The organism is Streptomyces sp. NPDC001194 (assembly GCF_042896985.1).
Classification (GTDB): Bacteria; Actinomycetota; Actinomycetes; order Streptomycetales; family Streptomycetaceae; genus Streptomyces.
Map to the genome: position 1 here is coordinate 24917 of NZ_JBIAXU010000009.1, position 21502 is coordinate 46418.

The following is a 21502-nucleotide window of genomic DNA, read 5'->3' on the forward strand; positions in this document are numbered from 1 at the left end:
TTCGTGACGCCACGCGGTACAGCTGGAGAACGGAAAGACCTCCCGCACGCTCCGCACATCTGCTGAAATGACCTCCGAAACACACTGCACGGGGGGTGCGGAGCAGATGACGGGGACCGAGTTCGGGCATGCCCTGGGGCGGTCCCGCGCGCTTTCCGGCCTGCCGGCCGCTCCGCTGGTGGCACGGTACGGGGAACTCCTCGCCGAGCAACAGGCCCTGGGTATCAGCCACTTGGGCGAGTTACTGGTCCCGGCCGGGGGGCGGCTGCGGGTGCTCGACGGCATCTTCGCGGTCGGCGGCCCCGGGCGGCGCCGGCACATGGGCGCCGAGGCGCTGCGGGAGCTGCGCGAGCTGCGGGCCCCCCGCGGTGGCCCCGAGGACGGGACCGGCGCGTTACTGGACCGGCTGATCGCCATCCAGGAGCGGGACCCGGCCGCGCTGCGGCGGATCCTGCTGTACCAGCTGGTGCGGCTGCTGCACGACCATCCCCGGGGGGATCTGGCCGACACGGCCGCCGGGTTCGGGGTCGACCCCGACGAGGCTGCGGCCCTGGTGCACGCCGCCGCCGCGAGCCCCCGGCTCGACGCGGCCGGGCGGGCGGCCGCCGAGGGGCTGGAGGACGCCTGGCTGGCCGGGCGGGTGCGGGCCGCCGCCCGCGACGCCGCCGCGCTGCCGCGGACCGCGGCCGCCGGGGATCCGCTGCTGGCCGGCCGGCTGGCCGGGCTGGCCGCGCGGGTACGGGCCGCGGACGCCCTGCTGGACGAGGCCCGCACGCACGAGGACCGGCAGGATCCGGCGCGGGCCGCGGCGGCGTACGGGCGGGCGGCCCGGCTGGCCTGGGACTGCCCGCGCGCCGTGCGGGGCCTGGTCCGCACCCACCGGCCGGCCGAGGGGGATCCCGGACCGCTGGAGGCCGTCCCGGTACCGGGCGGGGTGGCCCTGCGCAGACCGCCCGGCGCCGACCCGGACGGGACCTGGCGGGTGGTCCGGCTCACCCGCCGCGAGCCGGTCACCACGCCGCTCCCCGAGGTTGCGGGTCCGCTCGGCTCCGGGCCGCTGACGGACGGCCGGGCCCCGCTCGGCCGCGAGGTGCGGTACGTGGCCCTGCCGGGCGACGGCGGCACCCCGCTGATCAGCGCCCCGCTGCTGGTGGCCCCCGAGGTGACGGAACTGCGCCTCGCCGACGGCCGCTCCCGCGTCGCCGCCTCCTGGCTCCGCCCGCCCGGCGCGGCCGGTGTACGGGTGACGCTGACCGACCCCGAGGGGCGCACCACGGACCTCGGCGCCCCGGGCGCGGCCGTCCCGGCGGACGCGGACTCCGGGACGGACGGCCGGGAGACCGGCCGCGAGGGTGTGCGGGCCGAGGGGATCGGGCCCGGCCGGTACGTCCTTCGGGTGCGGTGCCGGTACGCGGGGGTCGGCGGTGAGGTGGTGTCCGGCGGGGTCGAGGCCGCCGCCACCGTGCATCCCTGGCCGGAACCGGTGGCCGGGCTCAGGGCGACCGCCCGCGGCGCCGGGGGGCTGGAGCTGCGGTGGACGGGGGGCGGCGGGGGCGACGTACGGTTCGTCCAGTGGCCCGGCCAGGCTCCCGCCGAGGGGGCCGAGCTGGCGGCCGCCGAGCTGCCCGCCGCACTGGCCTGGGTGGATGCCGCCGGGATCGCCCAGCCCCCGCCCGGCACGCTGGCCACCGTCAGCGCCGTCGCCGTCCTCGGCGAGCGGGCGCTGGCCGGCCCCGGCGTGGCGGTCGAGGCCCCCGAGGCGGTCTCGGGGCTCACGGTCCGGCGGACCTCCGCCGGACGGGCCAAGGTCAGCTTCGACTGGCCCGAGGGCACCGGCCGGGTCACGGTCGCGGTCACCCCCGAGTCCGGCGGCGAGCGCGCCGAACACGCCGTCGTACGGGCCGTGTTCCTGCGCGAGGGGCTGGAGCTGCCCGTCGGCCCCGGCGCCGCCCGCATCACCGCGTACGCCGCCCCGCGCAGCGCGCACGCGGTCGCGGCCGCGCCCCGCGACGCCGGGCAGGCGAGCCTCCCGGCCGACGTGGCCATCGCGTACCGGCTCCTGCCCGGGGCCCGGCGGTTGCTGCGGCGCGGTCCCGCCGTCCTCCGGGTGAGCCTGCTCTCCCCCGGCGGCGACCCCGGCTCCGGGCTGCCCGACTTCGTCCTCGTCCGCGGAGCGGGCGGTGGCGGCCCACGGCCCCACCGGCCCTCCGACGGCGCCGAGTTGTGCCGGGTGACCGGTGCCGAGCTCGCGGACTCGGGGACCGTCGAGCGTGAGATCCTCCCCGACCTCCCCGGCGGCGGCCCGTACGCCGTACGCGGATTCCTGCTCGGCGGCCGTGCCGCCTCCGTCCGGCTCGACGAGCCCTCCCTCACCTCCCTGGTGGTCCGCTGACATGACCTCCGTCGTCTGCCCCTACTGCTTCGACCGCTCGGCCGCCGCCCGGCTGCCGTTCCGCTGCCAGATGTCCGCCACCGGGGTACGGGGCGGCAGACCCTGCACCGCAGAACTCGACGACACCTGGGCGGAGTTCATGGGCCCGAGCGTGCCGCCCGCGCTCAAGATGCGCGGACCGGTCTTCACCGCCCCGCGCGGCCTCGCCGGCCGCCTCGTCAGCGGCGGGGGGACGCGCGCGGACTGCCCGCACTGCGGGGTGTCCACCCCCGTCCGGGTCTGCCTGCGCTGCCACAGCGACTTCCCGAGCGACTACACCGACCAGGACACCCGGATCATCGCCCTGCTGGGCCCCAAGGCTTCCGGCAAGAGCACCTACGTCTCGGTGCTGATCAACGAGCTGCGCAACCGGGTGGGCCGGGCGTACGGCGCCTCCATCACGGCGATGGGCGGCGAAACCCAGCGCCGGGACCGGGAGATGGCCGAGGACCTGTACGACCGGCTGCGGCTGCCGGAGGCGACCAGACCCGCCGCGCTCGGCTTCAACGACCCGCTGCTGTACCGGCTGAGCCTGCCGCTGCGCCGCCGGCTGCGCGGGGACGGCAGCCGGCACACCGCGCTGGTGTTCTTCGACGCCGCGGGCGAGGACCTGGGCAGCGCCGAGGCCATGGACCGCTACACGCACTACCTGGCGGCCGCCGACGGGATCATCCTGCTGGTGGATCCCCTCCAGATGAGGGCCGTGCGGGACCAGCTGCCGGTGGACGCGGACCTGCCGCTGCCCACGGTGGAGACCCCGCCGCAGCAGATCGCGGCGGACCTCGCGGCGCAGCTGCGGGCCCACGGGCGGGGCACCTCGCGCGGCCGGGTCACCACGCCCGTGGCGGTGGCGGTGACCAAGACGGACTCCCTGTTCTCGCTGGTGGGGCCGCACTCCCCGCTGCGGCGCAACGCCGGCCACGCGGCCGGTGCGGTGGACGAGGAGGACCGGCTGGCGGTGCACGAGGAGATGCGGGGGCTGCTCGACGGCTGGGACTCCGGGGCGCTGTTCCGGCAGCTGGACCGGGACTTCGCGCAGCTGTCGCTGTTCGGGCTCTCGGCGCTGGGCTCCCCGCCTCCCGCGCACGCCCCGGCCGACGCCCCGAAGTCGGGGCCGCAGCCACTGCGGGTCGAGGACCCGCTGCTGTGGCTGCTGGGGCTGGGCGGGCTGCTGCCGCGCACCGGTACCGGCGGCCCCGGCGCGGGGCGTCGTACGGCGGCCGCCGCGAGCGGGGCCGAGGGCCTGCGTCACGGTGCGGGAGGAGAGGCGTGAACCTCGCGCAACTGCACTACACCTCGGCGCCGCCGGGTCCGGACGGCTCGGGCTTCCGGTTCACGGCGGTCAGCCCCGGCGTGCCCGCCTCGCTGCTGCGCGAGGCCGAGCAGCTGATCGGGTACGAGCCGCCCCGGGACGCGCCACCGCGCCCCAACGCCGCCGAACTGGGCTCCTTCCCGCAGGCCTTGAGCCTGAACGTGCTCTCCGACGGCAGCCGGCTGTTGGCCCGCTCCGTCTACACCGGCGCCGACTACAGCGGCCGCTGGGGCAATTTCCACGCCCACGCGATCCACCTGCCGCAGCCCGCCGACGCGGAGCGGCCGGCCCGCGGGCAGCTGCCGATCACCGCCTGGGGCTCCCCGCAGTGGGCGGCCGACTCCCCGCCGGCCGGCGCGCCCGTACCGCCGCTGGCGTCGGTGCCCGCCCCCGGTCCGCTGGACCTCGGGGCGCTCGCGGCCTTCGTGGCCTCCAGGGGGCGCTGGCTCGCGGGGTTCTTCGCCGATGTGCGCCGGCTCGCCGAGGAGCCGGCGGCCCCGCAGCTGGTGCTGGTGGAGCAGGACAGCGAGGCCGTGGCCTGGTGGATCATGCTGGCCTGCAGCGTGCTGCCCCACCGGCGCGGGCAGTGGCTCACCTTCACCACGTACACCCGGCGGCCGCAGCTCGCCCGGCAGCAGATCATCGGCGTGGTGCCGGAGGACGGGCTGGGCCTCTCCGGACAGGAGCAGCGCTACCGGGTGTACGACGCAGCCCGCGCGGCGGCGCCCGCCCCGGCCCACGATCCGTGGGCGCAGACCGCCGCACGGATCTGGCAGGCACAGCGGCAGGAGCTGTTCGCGCACGTCCGGCGGCTGCCGTCCGGACCGCCCGGCGCCCCGTCGGACGGTCCGTACGAGGCGGGGCCGCTCGCCGCGCTCGCGCTCGTCGCCGGGGTCGGCCTGGACTCGGCGGGCCGGGCCGCGGCCGCCGACTGGGCGGCCGGACACCGGGACGCGCTGGACGGGGCACAACTGCACGAGCTGGCCCGGGCGCTGGCCCGTCCGGCCGGGGACCGGGGGCCCGAGGAGGCCGCCGCGAGCGGGCGGCTGCTGTCGGCCCTGGCCGGCTGGGCGCCGCCGGCGGTGAGCGAGCCGCTGGTGGAGCTGGCGGTGGCCGGGGCGGTCCGCTCGGGCGGCGCCGCGCCGCCCGCGGGGCTGCTGGGCGAGAGCGCCCGGCTGCGGCTGGCCGCCGAGCTGGAGCCGGAGCTGCGGGCGGCGCTCACCGACCCGGGGCGCGGGCCGGCCGACCGGGTCGCCCTGTTGCGGGTGTCCGCGCAGCTCGGAGTCGACACCGAGGCCCTCCTGCCCGATGTGGCGCGGCAGTTGGCACAGGCCCTGATCTCCGATCCGGAGTCGGCGTACGGGGAGGCGGCAGGGGCCGCGCTGGCGGAGCTGCCGCGGCTGCGGGAGCTCGTACTCGACCGGCTCGACGGGCTCGCGGCGGGCGATCCGGCCGCGGGGGCGCGGCTGTTCGCCCTCACCCCGCTGCGGCCGGCCGGGGCCGGGGCGCTGCCGCATCTGCGGATGTGCGCGCAGGCGCCCGGGGCGGCCGCCGGGGACCGGGTGAAGGCGCTGACCCGGCTCGTGGAGTGCTCCGGGGTCTCGCCGGAGGAGGATCCGCTGGTGCTGCGGACGGCGATGCGGCTGGTGTGGGGCGCGGAGCCGCCCACCACGGGCGAGGCCTGGCTGGCCCTGTCGGCGCTGGGCGAGCGGGCCCACCGGGAGGCCGGCACCTGGGAGTCGCTCGCGCGGGCGGCCGTGTCCGCCCCGGCCGGGGACCGGGACGCGGAGGCCCTGGCGGTGGAGCTGCTGCGCCACGGGTCCGCCGGACTCCCGGCCCCGCTGCGGGCATCGCTGCTGCTGCTGGAGCTGGCGCGGAACCTGCGGACCGGGGAGATCGGCCCGGGCTGGGTCCGCCAGGCCATGGCCCTGGGCACGGCGGACCCGTCGCCGTCGGCGCGGGAGCACGCGTACGCGGCGGTGGCCGCGCAGCTGCTCGCCGAGGACCGGCCCCAGAGCGAGCTGCGGGCCCTGATCGAGAGCAACGACGCCGAGCTGCTGGCGGCGTACCGCCGGGCCGCCCGCCAGCCGCGGATCGCGGACCGGCTCACGCTCGACGCCCGGTACGCGGCGGAGCGCTTCGCCGACTGGTCCTCGCAGCCCCAGGCGAGCCCGGTCTGGCAGGAGGCCCGCGCCGACCTGCTCGACGGCGTGCTGCGCCCGGTCGTACGGGGCCTGCCGGCGGGGCAGCTGGCCGCGGTGGAGGAGGCGCTGGCCCGGCTGGGCGGACGCTGGGCGGAGGACTTCCGCGGCTGGCAGCGGCCCGGCGCGTTCGGTCGGCTGCGGGACCGCTTCGGCGGTTCGGGCCGGCGCGGCGCGAAGGGCGGGTCCGGGAACGCGCCCCTGCGGGGCGCGGGCGGCCCCCTCGCCCCCGGTGACGCCGGCGGATCCGGCGGATCAGGCGACGACGGGAGGCGGCCGTGACCACCGGCGACGTGGACCCCGTGGTCGTGGCGAGGATCTTCGGGCTGGCCACCGTGGCGATCGGGGTGCTGATCTGCCTCGGGTTCGGGCTGTGGCGCTTCCTCGGGCTGGCCCTGGGGGCGGCCGCGACCGCCTTCTCGCCGCGCACCCCCGGGGCGCCCGACCCGCGGATCTCCCCGTACACCGGTCCGGAACCGACGCAACCCGCCTACTGGGCGCGGCAGATGTGGACCGACGCGATGGCCGCCGGGCGGACGGCCGCGCGTGCCGTGTGGTACCTGCTGGTCCACCACTGGCTCGACGAACTCGTCCGGCGCCGCCTGCTGAACGGGCGGGGCCCGTCGTCCGGGGAACGTGCCGAGCACGTCCTCGGGCGGCTCGTGCTGCGGCTGCTGGCCCCGGCGACGGCGCTGGCCGCGCTGCTGTCGGCGCTGCTCGCCTCCGCGCTGCTCCTCGGCGTCGCGGTGGCGCTCGCCGCCCAGCTGGCGCTCGTCGGGGGCGTGGCACTGGCCGGGGTCCTGGGCGGGAGGGGCGCGGAACGGCTGTGGAAGCTGGCCCGCGGCATCCGCATGAAGTGCCCGTACCCGGGCTGCTACCGGCCGTTCCCGCTGGCCGTGCACCTGTGCCCGGGCTGCGGGGCCGCCCACCGCGAGCTGCGGCCCGGCCGGTTCGGCGCGCTGCGGCACGCCTGCCGGTGCGGGCGGGCGCTGCCCACCACCGCCCTGGCCGGCAGGCGGGGGCTCGCGCTGCGCTGCCCGCACTGCGACCAGGCGCTGCCGGCGGCGGTGGGTACGACCCGGGTGGTGCACCTGCCGCTGATCGGGGGGACCTCCGCGGGGAAGACGATGCTGATGGCGGCGATGCTCGAGGGGCTGCGGTCCTGGTCGCACGAGTCCGCCCTCACGGTCGAGTTCGCGTCGACCGCGGACCGGCGCGAGGCCAACACCCTGAGCCGGCAGCTGGGGACCTCGGGGTGGGCGCTCAAGACGCAGGGCGGGCAGCCCCGAGCCCTGATGCTGCTCGTCGGGCACGGGCGCGGCCCGCTGAAGCGCCGGCGGCTGTTGTACGTGTACGACCCGATGGGCGAGTCGCTGCGCGACGCGGCCACCACGCGGCTGCAGCAGTACCTCGCGCACGCCGACGGGGTGGTGCTGGTCGCGGACGTGCTGGCCGCTCCCGGCGTACGGCGCGCGCTGCGCGAGGGCGACGGGAGGCTGGCGGTGGCGGCCAGGCCCGCCGACCTCGGTCCGGTGGACACGTACGCGGCGTTCGCCGGGGAGCTCCAGGGCCTCGGCGGGCGGCGGGGGCGCCTGGGGGTGGCGGTGGTGGTGACCAAGCGGGACGTACTGGACCGGCTGAGCTCGCTGCCGCGGCCGGACGGACCGGTCGACGCCTGGCTGGGCGAGATCGGGCTGGACGGGCTGGTCCGTACCCTGGACCACGATTTCGCGGCGGCCCGGTACTGGGCCGTCAGCGCCCACGCCGCCACCGGGGCGGGCGCCTTGGTGGCGGAGCAGCGGCGGGCGGCGGAGCCGGTGCTGTGGCTGCTGTCGCGGACGGGCCTGCGCTTCGGCGGGCCCTCGGCGGCGGCCCGCAAGCCCCGGCTGCCGCGCCCGCGCGGCCGTACGCGCGCCGCCGGGCCGACCGGCCCGGACGACCCGCCGACACCGGATCGATCAAGCCTGTGACGTGGGGCGAGCGACCCCCTAAGGTCGCTGGGAGGAGCAAGTGCCCATGGTGACACCGCAGATCGCACGGGGACGGCTGCTCATGCTGATCCTGTCCGTGGCGGCGGTCGTGATGACGGCGTCCGCCGGGGTGGCGGCGCTCGTGCGGTACGTACCGCAATGGTTCGGGAGTTGAAGGAGATTAGCGGTGAGTGACATCCCCGGTGGGCCGATGGCGAACCGGCCCGTCCACTTCATCTGGCTGCTCGACTGCTCGTATTCGATGCAGGGCGAGAAGATCGGCCAGCTCAACTATGCGATCAGAGAAGCCGTCCCGGAGATGCGCTCGGTGGCGCAGGACAATCCGGCGGCCCAACTGCTGCTGCGCACACTGACGTTCTCCACCACGGCCCGGTGGCACCACCAGGACCCGGTGCCGGTGGAGAACTTCACCTGGCAGGACGTCCAGGTGGACGGCATGACCAACCTGGGCGAGGCGCTCCAGATGGTGGCCCGGGAGCTGGACACCCCGCCGATGCCGCAGCGGGCCCTGAAGCCGGTGCTGGCGCTGGTCTCCGACGGGGTGCCGACGGACGACTGGAAGACGGGGCTGCGGGCGATCGACGCGACCCCGTGGGGGCGCAAGGCCGTACGGGTGGCCATCGCCATAGGCGCCGACGCCGACCGCACCGTGCTCCAGGAGTTCCTCGGCAATCCGGAGCTCCAGCCGCTGGACGCGAACAGCCCCAAGCAGCTGGCGGCGGCGATCCGCTGGGCTTCGACGGCGGCGGTGAAGGCGGCCTCGCAGATGGTGGCGGGGGCGACGGACCCGCTGGCGAAGCAGCACGCGTACGCCCCGCCGGTGCTCGACGACGACGATGACGACGTGTGGTGAGCGGGCCCGTGTCGCCGGAACCACCCCCCGTACGGCCCTCGGCACCGCCGTGGCCGGCGCCCGCGCACGAGCCGGGTCCCGTACCGTCGGCCGTGGCACCCGTGCCGCCCTGGGCCACGCTCCTCGAGAGCATCCAGGGCGTGAACAAGACCCGCAACCAGGACTACTGCGAGGTGCAGGGCCGCGGCACCGCCGAGGAGCCGCTGATCATGGCGGTGGCCGACGGCCACGGCTCGGCGGCGCACGCCCGCAGTCATCTGGGCTCCCGCTTCGCCGTGGACCTCTTCGTGGAGGAGGCCCGGCGGTTCGGGACGCTCGCCCAGCCGCGCGGCGACGAGCGGCCGCCGAGCCTGGCCTGGCTGATGCACTACGCCGAGCACGCCTTCCCCCGGCAACTGGTCAGCGCCTGGCGGGACAAGGTGCTCGGCCACTGGACGCGGACCAGCTCCCACGAGGAGCCGGGCCTGTCGGAGGAGCACAAGGTGCTGCTGTACGGGAGCACGCTCGTCGGCGCGGTGCTCACGCCCCGGGTGTTCGCGGCCTGGCAGCTCGGCGACGGGGAGCTGACGGTGGTGGACGACGCCGGGCAGGTGACCGTACCGCTCGCGCCGCCCGAGGCCGACCTGGGGGACGAGACGGAATCGCTGTGCACCCCGAAGGCGTGGCGCCGGGTACGGACGCACTGGTCTCCGGTGACGGCCCCCTGGCGGGCGCCCCGGCTGATCGCGGTCTCCACCGACGGGCTGTCGAAGAGCTTCGCCTCGGACCGGGGGTTCCTGCAGTTCATGGCCGGACTGGACGACCGGCTGTCGACGGAGGGCGCGGACAGCGTACGGGCCGTCCTCCCGCAGTGGCTGGCCCGGGCCTCCCGGCATTCGGGGGACGACACCACCCTCGTGGCCGCCTGGCACCAGGGCAATCCGCCGGCCCCGGAACCGGCCGCGGCTCCCGAACCGGTCCCGGCTCCCCCGGAACAGGCCGCGGCTCCGGGACCGGCCGTGTCCCCGGGACCGGCCGCGGCCCCGGGACCGGAGCCGGAACCGGCCGCGCCACCGGCCCCACCGACCACCGACCCGGCACCACCGGCCGACCCTCACGGGAGAGACGAATGAGCGGCATGCTCGACAGCGGGACCCTGCTGACGACCGACAGCGGTCTGGGCGTGGAGGTGTTCGACCTGCTCGGGGCCGGTGGGCAGGGAGAGGTCTACCGGGTGCGGACCCCCGCCGGGTACCAGGCGCTCAAGTGGTACTACCCGGCCTGCGCGACCCCCGCGCAGGAGGCCATCGTCCGCCAGCTGGTGGGCCGCGGCTTCGAGGACGACCGCTTCCTGTGGCCCCTGGACTTCGTGGCCGACGCCCGCGGCGGCTTCGGGTACCTGATGGACATCCGCCCGGACCGGTTCAAGGGCCTGCCCATGCTGTTCCGGCGGCAGCTGCGCACTTCGCCGCGGGCCCTGCTCAAGGCCTGCCTGTACACGGTCGAGGCGTACCAGGCCCTGCACTCGCGCGGGATCGCGTACCGGGACATCTCCTGGGGCAACATCTTCTTCGACCCGGCCACCGGCGACGTGCTGGTCTGCGACAACGACAACGCGGTGGTGGAGGGCGACAGCACCGGCATCTCGGGGACCATGGAGTTCATGGCGCCGGAGCTGGTGCGCGGCGATCCGGGGGTCGCCCCGGGCACGCAGAGCGATCTGCACTCCCTGTCGGTGCTGCTGTTCATGCTGCTGATGAACCATCATCCGCTCAAGGGGCGGCGGGAGCTGGCGATCCACTGCCTCGACGAGGCCGCGGAACGCAAGCTGTACGGGAAGCAGCCGTTGTTCGTCTTCGACCCGCAGGACCGCTCCAACGCGCCCGACCCGGCCGAGCAGGCGACCGTACTGGCCACCTGGGCGGCGGCTCTGGACTCGCTGCGCGCGCTGTTCACCAAGAACTTCACCGCGGGGCTGCACGATCCGACGACCCGGGTCCGGGAGTCGCAGTGGCGGGACACCCTGCGGGCCGTCCTCGACGCGGTCGTGGAGTGCGCCCAGTGCGGGAAGCAGAACATGACCGAGCCCCGGGCCACCGATCCGGGCGCCTGCTGGAGCTGCGGGAGCGCGCTCGTGCTCCCGCCGCGGCTGGTGCTGACCACTCCCCCGCCGCGCACCGAGCACCACATCCTGCTGCACCGCTCCTCGCGGGTGCAGGCGCACCACCTGGCCCCGGAGCCGGCCCGGCACGACTACGGCGACGGGACGCTGGTGGCGGTGCTGACCGAACACCCGCAGAAGCCGGGCCGGTTCGGGCTCGCGAACCGGTCGGCCTCGGCGTGGACGGGGACCCGCGCGGACGGCTCCACCCAGCGGATCGACCCGGGGCAAACCGTGCCGCTGCGCTCGGGCCTGGAGCTGGACTTCGGGGGCGCGCGGGCCGTCGTACGGTCGAAGTAGCGCTCGGGCCGGGTCAGTTGCCCAGGAGACGGCTGATCTCCTGGGCGAGGGCGAGTCCGCCGCTGCCGACTCCGAGGCCGAGGGTGATGGTCTCGAGGGAGCGGCGGATCACCCCCGGCTCGGCGGGGCGGCGCTCCTGCGCGGCCTGGTCCAGCTCGGCGCGCAGGACGTCCGCCGCCTCGATGCGGGCCGGGGCAGCGCCCTGGTCGCGGAGCCACTGGGCGAGCTCGGCGGCCAGCCGCAGGGTCTGGGCGGCGCCTTCCTGCTGCCCGATGTTGATGGTGCCGTTGTCGCCGATGATGCCGGCGTTGACGTCCCGGTTGAAGTTGAAGGTGCCCATGGGCTCTCCTGTTTCCGCTGGTGGTGTGGTCAGGGCGCGCCGCGGCCCGGGCCGCCCGCCGGGCCGCCGGGCGGCGCGCCGGGCCCGCCGTTGTGGTTGACGGTGCCGTTGTCCCCGATGACGCCGGCCTGCACGCTGCCCTGGAAGGTGTAGGTGTGGGTGTTGATGACCTGCTGCGCCTGGTCGTAGGAGCTGGTGTCGACGTTGTGGTCCTTCAGGAACCGCTCGGTCGCTATCAGGACACCCTGCTGGAGGCGCTGGAGGAAGTCCTGGGAATCGGTGCGTTCGGTGTAGCCCAACTGGTCCCAGTCGGCGACGCGTTCGCGGATGCTGTCGACGGCTCCGTAGTCGTACAGGAGGTGCCGCTTGTCGATCTCGCGGCGCAGCTTCTCCAGGTCGCGGGCGCGCCGGCGCCGGGCCGAGGAGCGGCGTGAGATCCGTGCGGCGGCTCCGAGCAGCGCGGGCCCGGCCGCTCCGGTGGCGTGCGAGACCAGGCTCCACCAGCGTTCGAAGCCGTCCACCGGCAGCCGGTTCACCCGGTCGAAGCGCTCTTGGAGCGGGGGGATCCCGTACGCGGACACCTCCCAGGTGAGGCTGGGATGGTGGAGGCGGGCGCGCAGGTGCATGGAGACGATGGCGCGGCCGCCCTCGCCGGCCCGGACCAGGCTGAGGTAGGTGCGCATGCCGGCGCCCGACTGCATCAGCCCGGCCTGGACGAGCTGCTTGGGGATCTGGGCGAGCGGACGGCTGAGCCGGTCCGGCAGCAGCTCCGCCCCGACGTACGGCACGTGATTGCCTATGACGTAGAGCCGGTTGCGGACCTGGAGGCCCTTGAGGCCGGCGATGTGCTCCATCTCGCGGGCCACGTAGGTGTGCAGGTCGACCGCGTCGAAGGGTTTGATCGGCAGTTTGGCGCCGTTGCCGGCCGGGTCGTCGGCGGGCCGGCTGACGTCGATGGGCTGCCAGACCACCTCCTTCAGTTTGGAGCCGCTGCCGACGAAGGGGTTGGTGCGCTCGGCGCTCGCCGTGTACGGGACCACATTGGCCCGCTTCTGCTCCAACAGCCGCTTCTCCACCTCGGGTTCGACGGCGGGGGCCAGGTCGGCGGGGCGCTGCGCGCCGTGCTCCACGGCCAGGGCGGCCGCGCGGGCCCGGCTCTCGGTCCGGTGCACCAGCCACCAGGCGCTCGCGTACGCGAGGACGACGAGCCCGAGGGCCGCGCAGGCGAGCCCCCAGGCCCCGTTGACGACGGCGTACAGCAGCAAGGGCACGGCGAACCACACCCCGACGCCGCAGATCCAGGCCAGAGACCGGTCCCGCGCGTCGATCCGCCGGACCGCGGCCCGCCCGTGGCGGGCCAGCGCCACCAGATCGATGCCGAGGGAGAGCCCGGTGGCCCGCAGCCGGTCTTCCGTGAGCTCCACGTCCACGTCCCGCGCGAAGCCCTCGTCCAGATGCGTGCCCGCGCACAGATGGCGCGTCACCGCATCGGTCCGGTACTGCGCGAGCGCGGGTAACTGCCGTGCCCCCATGCACCCCTCCCCCGTGTCCCCGCCACCCTACGGAAACGCACGGCCCGTGTCCCGCCGTTGACCACGACCGGCGCGGGCGTGGCCGGCGCGGATCGCGGATCGCGGGTGGTGGGGTGGTGGGGTGGTGGGGTGCACCGGTCGGCGGGGCTCCGTTCCCCCGCGGCTCAGCCACGCCGACCGGCGTTCGTGGCCCCGTTCAGGATGCCGCCATGCGGCGGCGCAGGCTCAGCGGGCGCATGTCCGTCCACACCCCGGCGATGTGGTCCAGGCACTCCTGGCGGGTGCCCTGCGTGCCCTCGGCCTGCCAGCCCGCCGGGAGCTCCCGGTCCGCACGCCAGATGGAGTACTGCTCCTCGTCGTTGCGCACGACCCGGTAGCCGTTCTCGTCGGTCTCGGTCATTGGTCCGGCCCTCCCTTTGCTGTTCGGCTGTTCCGTGATGGGTCACAGCGTGCAGCGCCGGGGCGGGGCGCCATAGGGACAAACGCGCAGAAGGACCGGCGGTCGGTGCTGCCGCTCCTTCCCTGGTGGCACGGGTGTGCGCGGCGGCAGTGTTCGGGGCAGCCAGGGTGGCGACCGAGAGGTACAGCGCCGCCGGCCACGTCACCCCATCAGGCTGGAAGGAGCTCCGCCATGTCGGACACCCCAGAGATCGTGCACCTGCCCACCGGCGGGTGGCGGTTGTGGGAGCACTTCGCACTCCGCGGTCCGGGTTTCCCGGCCGAGGGGGTCCTGCGCATGGCCCCGCCCGGACTCACCCTGGCCGCAGACAAGTTCGGCCCCGGTGAGGCCCTCGCCGGCCCGGACTGGGAGGCGTTCACCGGGGCCTTCGACACCGGCGCCGTCGGCACCGCCGAACTGCTCCAGGAGATCGCCGCCTCACCGCGCTTCCGGGCCGCCGTGGCCTGGCAGAACCCGGCCGTGCTGCGCACCGGCATCGCCCCGTTCCTGAACTGGACGCCGACCGCGGCGGGCCGGACCAGCATGCCCCGCCAGCGCGAGGAGCTCGTCGCCCACTACTGGCAGCGGTTCTGCGTCAAGAACGACACCATCGGGTTCTTCGGCCCGGTCGGATGGGGCCGCTGGGACCTCGCCACCGACGGGGTCCGCGTCGACCCCGGCACCGGCGGGTTCCTCGCGGACTCCCGCGTGTACTTCGCCAGCTGGGCCATCGACGCCCTGGCGAAGTCGCTGAACGCCGACCCCGCGATGCGGGCGTGGATCCCGCCGCGCCGGGTGTCCTTCGTACGGACCGAAGGCCTGGCCGTGCACCTGCCGGGCCGGCCGCCGCAGCCGATCGGCGAGGGCGCCCGCGCCGTACTGGACCTGTGCGACGGGACCAGTCCCGTGGCCGCGATCGCCGAGGCGCTGGGGATCCCGGTGGCGGAGGCCACCGAGACCGTGCAGTGGCTGCAGGCCAAGCGGTGGGTGCACTGGCGCCTCGACGTGCCGACCGGCACCTACCCGGAGCGGGAGCTGCGGGCCGTGCTGGAGCGGATCGGTGACCCGGCCCTGCGCGAGCCGGCCCTGGAGAAGCTGGCCGTCCTGGAGCGCGGGCGGGACGCCGTGCAGGCGGCCGGGCTCGACGCCGAGGCGCTGACCTCGGCGATCGCCGCCCTGGAAGCGGACTTCGCGGCGCTGACCGCCACCGATGCCCAGCGTTCCAAGGGCGAGCGCACCGCTCCGTGCCGGGGGCTCGTGTACTCGGACGCCCGGCGCGCGGCGACGGCCACCCTCGGCACCGCCCTGCTGGACGAGCTGACCCCGCTCGCGCAGTGCCTGACCGCTGCGCGCTGGATGACGAACCGCTTCGCCGAGCGGGTCCGCCCCCGGCTCCGCGAGGTGTACGAGCGGCTGCGCGCGGCCGGCCCGGTGGACCTGGGGGCGATGTGGCTGGGCTGCCTGCCCTCCCCGTACCCGGAGGCGACCCGCGACCTCGACGCCGTCCAGGCCGAGCTGCGTGCGAAATGGGCGCGGATCCTGGCCGTGCCCGAGGGCGCGCGCCGGGTCCGGGTGTCCTCGGCGGAGATCGCGCAGCGGGTGCGCGAGGAGTTCGACGAGCCCGGCGCGGGCTGGTCGCTGGCCCGCTACTTCAGCCCGGACGTCCTGCTGCTCGCCGACAGCGCGGACGCCGTCGCCCGCGGGGACTTCGAGATGGTGCTGGGCGAGATGCACAGCGCGCTCAACACCATGGGCGCCTCGCTCTTCGTCCACCAGCACCCCGACCGCGAGGAGCTGATCGCGGAGACCAGCCGCGACTTCCCCGGGCCCCGGCTGCTGCCGATGCTGCCCAAGGAGCTCCCGCTCAAGTGGTCGACGCGCAGCAGGCCTTCGCTGGACCGGCCGCAGGACTACTACGTCTCGCTGGTCGACGACACCGGCGACCCGCACCGCCCGCGCACCGTCCTGTGCGCCGACGTTAGGGTCGAGGACCGGGACGGCCTGCTGATGGCGGTGCTGCCCGACGGGGCCGCGTTCGACCTGCTCGACGTGTACGCCAACACCCTGACCCAGCGCGTCATGGACCGGTTCACGCTGCGCCCGGAGGGCGACCACACCCCGCGCATCAGCATCGACAAGATGGTGGTGGCCCGCGAGACCTGGGCCTTCCCGGCGTCCGAACTCGCCTTCGCCGAGGAGAAGTCCGAGGCCAAGCGGTACGTGCGGGCCCGGCACTGGAGGCAGGAACACGATCTGCCCCGCTTCGTGTTCGTGGTGTCCCCCACCGAACCCCGCCCGTTCTACGTGGACTTCGACAGTCCGGTGTACCTGACCATCCTGGCGAAGGCGGCGCGCCGGCTGGCCCGCAAGGATCCGGGGGCCAAGCTGAAGGTCAGCGAGATGCTGCCGACGCCGGAGCAGGCCTGGCTGACCGACGACGAGGGGTCCACGTTCACCTCGGAGCTGCGCTTCGTCGCCGTCGACCAGACCGTCACCGACGTCTCGCGGCCCGCGCCGGAGCCCGCCGCGGACGGGGGCGCGTGATGCGGACCTTCGTCGACGACATCGCCGCGCACGCGGCCCTCGACCCGGGCCGGGTCGCGGTGACCACCCCGGCCGGGGAGGTGACGTACGGGGAGCTCATCGCCCGTATCGACGCGCTGGCGGCGGTGCTGCGGGCCCGGGGGGCCCGGCCCGAGACGGTGTGCGCGGTGGCCGTGGAGCGCGGGGTGGACGCCGTGGTGGCGCCCGCGGCGGTGATCCGCTCCGGGGCGGCCTTCCTGAGCCTCGATCCGGAGCAGCCGCCGGCCCGGCTGGCGGCGCTGGTCCGCAGCGGCGGCGCCGACATGCTGCTGACCTCCTCGGCCCTGGCCGGCGGTCTCGACCTGCCGATACCCGGGAGCCCCGTACTGCTCGACCGTCCGGGGAGCACGGCGGGCGGGCATCCCGGGACGGGCGGGCCGCCGCTCGGCGGGCGGGCCCTCGCGTACGTCAGCCACACCTCCGGGAGCACCGGGGAGCCCAGCGCCGTCCTGGTCGAACACGCCGGGCTGGACTCGTACCTGCGCTTCGTCGCCCGCGACTACGGCCTCGGCCCGGACACGGTGGCGCTCCAGGTGGCCCCGCTGGGCTACGACGCCTCCGTGCGGGACACCTTCGCCCCGCTGCTGGCGGGCGGGCGGCTGGTCGTGGTGCCGCGTTCGGCGCTGCTGCGGCCCGAGGAGTTCGGCGCCGCCGTACGGGAGCACGCGGTGACCGCGCTGCTGAGCGTGACGCCGTCCTTCCTGGCCTTCCTGGCCGGGCAGCCGGACGCGGACCGGCTCCTGGAGGGCGTACGGGTGGTGGTGTCCAGCGGTGAGTCGCTGCGGCCGTTCCTGACCGCCGGCGGCCGGGCCCTGGTGCCGGGCGCGCTGGTCAACCAGTACGGGCCGACCGAGTGCACGATGACCTCGACCCGCCACGCCGTACCCGCCGAGCCGGACGTGCTGGCCGACATCGTGGGCACCCCGATCGACGGGGTCGTGGTCCGGCTGCTGGACCCCGGGCTGTCACCGGTGCCCGACGGTTCGGTCGGGGAGGTCTGCATCGGCGGGGTGGGGGTGGCCCGGGGCTACCGCGGGCGGCCCGCCCGTACGGCCGAGTGCTTCGTGCCCGATCCGCTCGGGCCGCCCGGTGCGCGGATGTACCGGACGGGCGACCTCGCCACCCTGGGCTCCAACGGGCTGGAGTACCTGGGGCGCCGGGACCGCCAGGTCAAGATCCGCGGCTACCGGGTGGACCCGGCCGAGGTGGAGGGCGCGCTGCTGGCCCATCCCGGGGTGACGGGGGCGGTCGTCACCTCCGACACCGACGCGCAGGGGCGGGTGTTCCTGGTCGCGCACGTCACCGGGGAGCTGGCGCAGGTGAAGGACGCGGCGCTGCGCGCCCATCTCGGCGCGACGCTGCCCCCGCATCTGATGCCGCGCCGGTTCGCGCGGCTGGCGGAACTGCCCACCACCCGCGGCGGGAAGGCCGACCGCCGCGCCCTCTCGCAGACCGGAGGCCGGCCATGACCACCGCACCGAGCGCGCCGCGCGCGCCCAGGACCTCCCTCGCGCTGCCCGGGCCGCGCGCGCCCATGACGCCCAGGGCACTGGCCGCGTCCACCGCGTCCACCGCTCCCGCCACATCCATCACACCGGCCGCACCGGCCCCCCGGGGCCTCCCGCTCGGCCGGGCCGATGTGGAGGCCGCGGCCGCGCGGATCGCGGGCCACGTACGGAGGACCCCGCTGCTGGCGGGTCCGGCCGGGACCGAGCTCCACCGGGCCGGCCGGAGACTGCTGCTGAAGGCCGAACACCTCCAGTACGGCGGGTCGTTCAAGCTGCGCGGGGCCGCCAACGCCGTCCTGGCGCTGGGCGCCCGCCGGATCGTGACCGGCTCGTCCGGGAACCACGGGATCGCGCTGGCCCGGCTGGCGGCCCCGCTCGGAGCCGAGGTGACCGTGGTGCTGGCCGGCGGGGCGCATCCCGCGAAGATCGCCGTGATCAAGGCGCTCGGCGGGCGTACCGTCCGGGTGCCGGGCGGGGTCGCCGAGCGCGACGCCCGGGCGCGGGAGCTGGCCGAGGAGACGGGCGCGGTGCTCATCCCCTCCTCCGACCACGAGCTGGTGGTCGCCGGGCAGGGCACGGTCGGCCTGGAGGTCCTCGCCGAGGCGCCCGACGCCGAGACCGTGTACGTGCCGACCGGCGGGGGCGGGCTGCTCGCCGGGGTGTGCCTCGCCGCGTACGGGCACCCGGTGCGGGTGGTGGGCGTCGAGCCCGCCGGCACCCCCCGCTACGCCCGGTCCCTGGCCGCGGGGCACCCCGTACGGCTGGCGCCCGGCGACACCGTCGCCGACGGGCTGCGCGGGCAGCAGCCGGGGGCGGTGCCTTACCCGATCATCCGGGACCGGGTCGACGACCTGATCACCGTGTCCGACGCGCAGATCCTCGACGCGGCCGCGCTGCTGCGCCGGCGCGGGTTCGAGGCCGAGCCCTCCGGCGCGGTCGCGCTGGCCGGGGCGATCCGCGCGGGCCGCGGCACCGGCCTCGCCGTCGCCGTCGTCTCGGGCGGCAACACCAAGGCGGCGTTGATGAGGGCCGCCGCGGCCGGGCCCCCTGCCCGTGCCCACTGCACCGCCTGAACCCGCCCCGACGACCGGTACGACCCGCACCGCTCACGCCAGGTGCACCACTCACGCCACCCACACCACCCACACCACAGACGCCACCCGTACGTCCGCTCCCGGAGGAGAACCCATGACCATGACCGCGAACGAGACCGCCGACCTGACCGCGCAGCTGAGCGCCACCGCCCTGACCGAGCTGGTCGTCTCCATCTACCGCGAGACCCTGGGCGTCGCCGACCTCGACGAGCAGAGCGACTTCTACGAGTGGGGCGGCGACTCGCTGACCGCGTTCCGGATCACCGCACGGCTCGAGGAGGCGCTCGGGGCGGAGGTCCCGGTGGCCCTGGTCTTCGCCTACCCCTCGCCGGCGGACCTCGCCGACGTCGTCCACGCCGACTTCGTCCAGGCATGAGGGGCCGGTCATGACGGACACCTACGTACCCGGCGGCCGCTGGCGGCTGTGGGACCAGTTCGCCCTGCGCGGAGCGGGCTTTCCGGCCGGGGGCGTGCTGCGGCTGGCCCCGGCCGGGCTGGCCCCGGCCGCCGACAAGTTCGATCCCGAAGAGGGTCCGGCCGGCCTCGCCGGGGAGCGGTGGGGGGAGTTCGCCGCCCTGTTCGCCGACGCCCAGGTGGAGGTGGCCCACACGCTCCAGGACATCGCCCGGACGCCCGCCTTCCGGGAGGCGGTGGCCTGGCAGAACCGCCCGGTGCTCACCTCCGGGATCACGCCCTTCCTGAACTGGACGCCGACCGCGGCGGGCCGGACCAGCATGCCCCGCCAGCGCGAGGAGCTCGTCGCCCACTACTGGCAGCGGTTCTGCGTCAAGAACGACACCATCGGGTTCTTCGGCCCGGTCGGATGGGGCCGCTGGGACCTCGCCACCGACGGGGTCCGCGTCGACCCCGGCACCGGCCTGATCGCCGGATCGCAGGTGTACTTCGCCAGCTGGGCCATCGACGCCCTCGCCGCGCGGATCGACGGCGATCCGGCGGTACGGGAGTGGGTGGCGCCCCGGCGCGTGCCGTTCGTCCGCCAGTCCGGCATGGACGTGACGGTGCCGGGACGGCCGCGTCAGGCGCTCGGCGAGGAGGGGCGCGCGGTGCTCGCGCTCTGCGACGGCGTCCGCCCGGCGCGGGAGATCCGCGCCGCGCTGCCGGGCGTGGACGTGTCGGCCGCACTGGCCGACCTGGTGGCCCGCCGCTGGGTGGTGTGGAAGCTGGAGGTGCCCGCCGACGCCCGCCCCGAGCGGTATCTGCGGGCCTGGCTGGACCGGGTCGGGGACGCGGGGCTGCGCGAGAGCGGCCTGGCCGCCCTGGACGCCCTGGAGCGGGGCCGGGACCGGGTGGCCGGGGCGGACGGGCCCGAGGCCCTGGTGGCCGCGCTGACGGAGCTGGAGGGCGAGTTCGTCGCGCTGACCGAGACCGCCGCCGTACGCGAGAAGGCGGCCGGTACGGCGCCCTGCCGGGCGCTGGTGTACTCCGACTGCCGGCGGGCGGCGACCGCCACCCTCGGGCGGAGCGTGCACGAGGCGCTCGCCCCGCTGGATCCGCTGCTGACCAGCGCCGGCTGGCTCACCGCGCGGCTCGCCGACGCCGTGATGGCCCGGGCGCGGGAGGTGTACCGCCGGCTGGCCGGGCAGGGGCCGGTCGACCTGGCCGCGTTCTGGTTCGCCTGCATGCCGATCCTGCACGGCGCCGCCCGTACCGAATCCGCAGAACTGCAGCAGGAGTTCCGCAGGCGCTGGGACGCCATCCTGTCGCCGCCGCCGGGCGCCCGCCGGGTCAGGCTGCCGCTGGAGGCCGTCGCGGGGCCCGTCGCCGAGCAGTTCGGCGGCCCGGGCGGGGGCTGGACCGCCGCCCGGTACCTCAGCCCCGACATCATGATCGCCGCGTCCGGGGAAGAGGCCGTCGCCCGCGGCGACTTCGAGCTGGTCCTCGGCGAACTGCACGTCGCCGCCAACACCCTGGGCTCCTCGCTGTTCGTCAACCAGCACCCGGACGCCGCGGAGCTGCTCGCCCTGACCGGCCGGGACCATCCCGGTCCGCGGCTGGTGCCGCTGCTGCCCAAGGAGCACCGCTCGCGGCTCTCCGTGCGGACCCGGCAGGTCCTGGTCCGTCCCGAGGACCACTACGTCGCCCTCGTCGACTTCACGGCCGATCCGGGCCGTCCCCGTACCGTGCTCAGCGCCGACGTGGCGGTGACCGAGCGCGCGGACGGCGAGCTGGCGGTGGTGCTGCCCGACGGGTCCGAGTTCCTCGCGGTGGACGTGTTCTCGCACGTGCTGACCACCCTGGCGATGGACCTGTTCCAGATCCTGCCGGACGATGCGGACCACTCCCCCCGGGTCACCGTGGACCGGCTGGTGGTGGCCCGGGAGACCTGGCGGCTGCCGCCGTCGGACATGGACTTCGCCGAGGAGAAGGACGAGGCGCGCCGGTTCGTGCGCGCCCGGCAGTGGCGGGAGCGGCGCGAGCTGCCGCGGTTCGTGTTCGTCGTGCTGCCGACCGAGACCCGGCCGTTCTACGTGGACTTCGACAGCCCGGTGTACGTCAACATCCTCGCCAAGGCGGTCCGCAGGATGGCCCGCAAGGAGCCGGGGGGCCGGGCCGTGTTCACCGAGATGCTGCCGAGCCCCGAACAGGCCTGGCTGACCGACGACCGGGGCGAGGCGTACACCTCCGAGCTGCGGTTCGTGGCGGTGGACGAGGGCTGACCCCGGCGGTGCACCACGCGGCACAGTCACATACGGAGCGACGCGTACCGGCGGCGCGCACGGCGCAACGACAGGCCGTGCGGGGCCGCCGTTGCGCGTT

16 protein-coding genes are annotated in these 21502 nt (G+C 75.9%); 13 read left to right on the forward strand and 3 right to left on the reverse strand.

Annotation, left to right across the window (positions count from 1 at the left end; genetic code table 11):
• Window positions 1-106: 106 nt before the first annotated feature.
• The 8 genes from ACFY1T_RS20035 to ACFY1T_RS20070 all read left to right on the forward strand — a co-directional run bounded on the left by ACFY1T_RS20035 (window position 107) and on the right by ACFY1T_RS20070 (window position 11228).
• Entirely contained in the window at window positions 107-2392 is a 2286-nt protein-coding gene (locus ACFY1T_RS20035) for a hypothetical protein (protein WP_390789301.1), read from the forward strand.
• Between the two features lies 1 nt (window position 2393).
• Window positions 2394-3704: a hypothetical protein gene (locus tag ACFY1T_RS20040; protein ID WP_390789302.1), complete on the forward strand. Its 1311-nt coding sequence runs from the start codon at window positions 2394-2396 to the stop codon at window positions 3702-3704.
• On the forward strand, window positions 3701-6226 hold the full coding sequence (locus tag ACFY1T_RS20045; protein ID WP_390789303.1) for a GTPase-associated protein 1-related protein: 2526 nt from the start codon (window positions 3701-3703) through the stop codon (window positions 6224-6226). Before ACFY1T_RS20040 ends, ACFY1T_RS20045 begins: the two co-directional genes overlap by 4 nt.
• Entirely contained in the window at window positions 6223-7914 is a 1692-nt protein-coding gene (locus tag ACFY1T_RS20050) for a hypothetical protein (protein WP_390789304.1), read from the forward strand. The genes ACFY1T_RS20045 and ACFY1T_RS20050 overlap by 4 nt, the downstream gene beginning before the upstream one ends.
• 46 nt (window positions 7915-7960) lie before the next feature.
• Window positions 7961-8089, forward strand: coding sequence for a hypothetical protein (locus tag ACFY1T_RS20055; protein ID WP_390789305.1), 129 nt, complete (start codon window positions 7961-7963; stop codon window positions 8087-8089).
• A 36-nt stretch (window positions 8090-8125) separates the two neighbouring features.
• A complete protein-coding gene (locus ACFY1T_RS20060) occupies window positions 8126-8788 on the forward strand; it encodes a VWA domain-containing protein (protein ID WP_390789418.1) in 663 nt (220 codons plus the stop codon).
• A 92-nt stretch (window positions 8789-8880) separates the two neighbouring features.
• Window positions 8881-9900, forward strand: coding sequence for a protein phosphatase 2C domain-containing protein (locus ACFY1T_RS20065; protein ID WP_390789306.1), 1020 nt, complete (start codon window positions 8881-8883; stop codon window positions 9898-9900).
• Complete coding sequence (locus ACFY1T_RS20070) at window positions 9897-11228, forward strand: protein kinase (protein ID WP_390789307.1); 1332 nt, start codon at window positions 9897-9899, stop codon at window positions 11226-11228. Before ACFY1T_RS20065 ends, ACFY1T_RS20070 begins: the two co-directional genes overlap by 4 nt.
• Before the next feature lie 13 nt (window positions 11229-11241).
• On the opposite strand, the gene ACFY1T_RS20075 is transcribed toward ACFY1T_RS20070, so the two are convergent.
• From ACFY1T_RS20075 to ACFY1T_RS20085, 3 genes are all read right to left on the reverse strand, one after another.
• Window positions 11242-11568, reverse strand: a complete 327-nt coding sequence (locus ACFY1T_RS20075) for a hypothetical protein (RefSeq protein ID WP_390789308.1) — start codon at window positions 11566-11568, stop codon at window positions 11242-11244.
• A 29-nt stretch (window positions 11569-11597) separates the two neighbouring features.
• Window positions 11598-13100: a hypothetical protein gene (locus ACFY1T_RS20080; protein ID WP_390789309.1), complete on the reverse strand. Its 1503-nt coding sequence runs from the start codon at window positions 13098-13100 to the stop codon at window positions 11598-11600.
• Between the two features lie 196 nt (window positions 13101-13296).
• Entirely contained in the window at window positions 13297-13500 is a 204-nt protein-coding gene (locus tag ACFY1T_RS20085; RefSeq protein ID WP_030863290.1) for an MbtH family NRPS accessory protein, read from the reverse strand.
• Between the two features lie 231 nt (window positions 13501-13731).
• Between ACFY1T_RS20085 and ACFY1T_RS20090 the strand changes: the two genes are divergently transcribed.
• The 5 genes from ACFY1T_RS20090 to ACFY1T_RS20110 all read left to right on the forward strand — a co-directional run bounded on the left by ACFY1T_RS20090 (window position 13732) and on the right by ACFY1T_RS20110 (window position 21402).
• Window positions 13732-16083, forward strand: a complete 2352-nt coding sequence (locus ACFY1T_RS20090) for a lantibiotic dehydratase (RefSeq protein ID WP_390789310.1) — start codon at window positions 13732-13734, stop codon at window positions 16081-16083.
• Window positions 16083-17591 (forward strand): amino acid adenylation domain-containing protein, encoded by a 1509-nt coding sequence (locus tag ACFY1T_RS20095; RefSeq protein ID WP_390789311.1) that lies wholly within the window; start codon window positions 16083-16085, stop codon window positions 17589-17591. The genes ACFY1T_RS20090 and ACFY1T_RS20095 overlap by 1 nt, the downstream gene beginning before the upstream one ends.
• A complete protein-coding gene (locus tag ACFY1T_RS20100; protein ID WP_390789312.1) occupies window positions 17588-18703 on the forward strand; it encodes a threonine/serine dehydratase in 1116 nt (371 codons plus the stop codon). The genes ACFY1T_RS20095 and ACFY1T_RS20100 overlap by 4 nt, the downstream gene beginning before the upstream one ends.
• A 115-nt stretch (window positions 18704-18818) precedes the next feature.
• Entirely contained in the window at window positions 18819-19100 is a 282-nt protein-coding gene (locus ACFY1T_RS20105; protein ID WP_390789313.1) for an acyl carrier protein, read from the forward strand.
• Window positions 19101-19110: 10 nt separating this feature from the next.
• Window positions 19111-21402 carry a lantibiotic dehydratase gene (locus tag ACFY1T_RS20110; RefSeq protein WP_390789314.1) on the forward strand — a complete coding sequence of 764 codons (2292 nt, stop codon included), beginning with the start codon at window positions 19111-19113 and terminating at the stop codon, window positions 21400-21402.
• The last annotated feature ends 100 nt before the right edge of the window (window positions 21403-21502 follow it).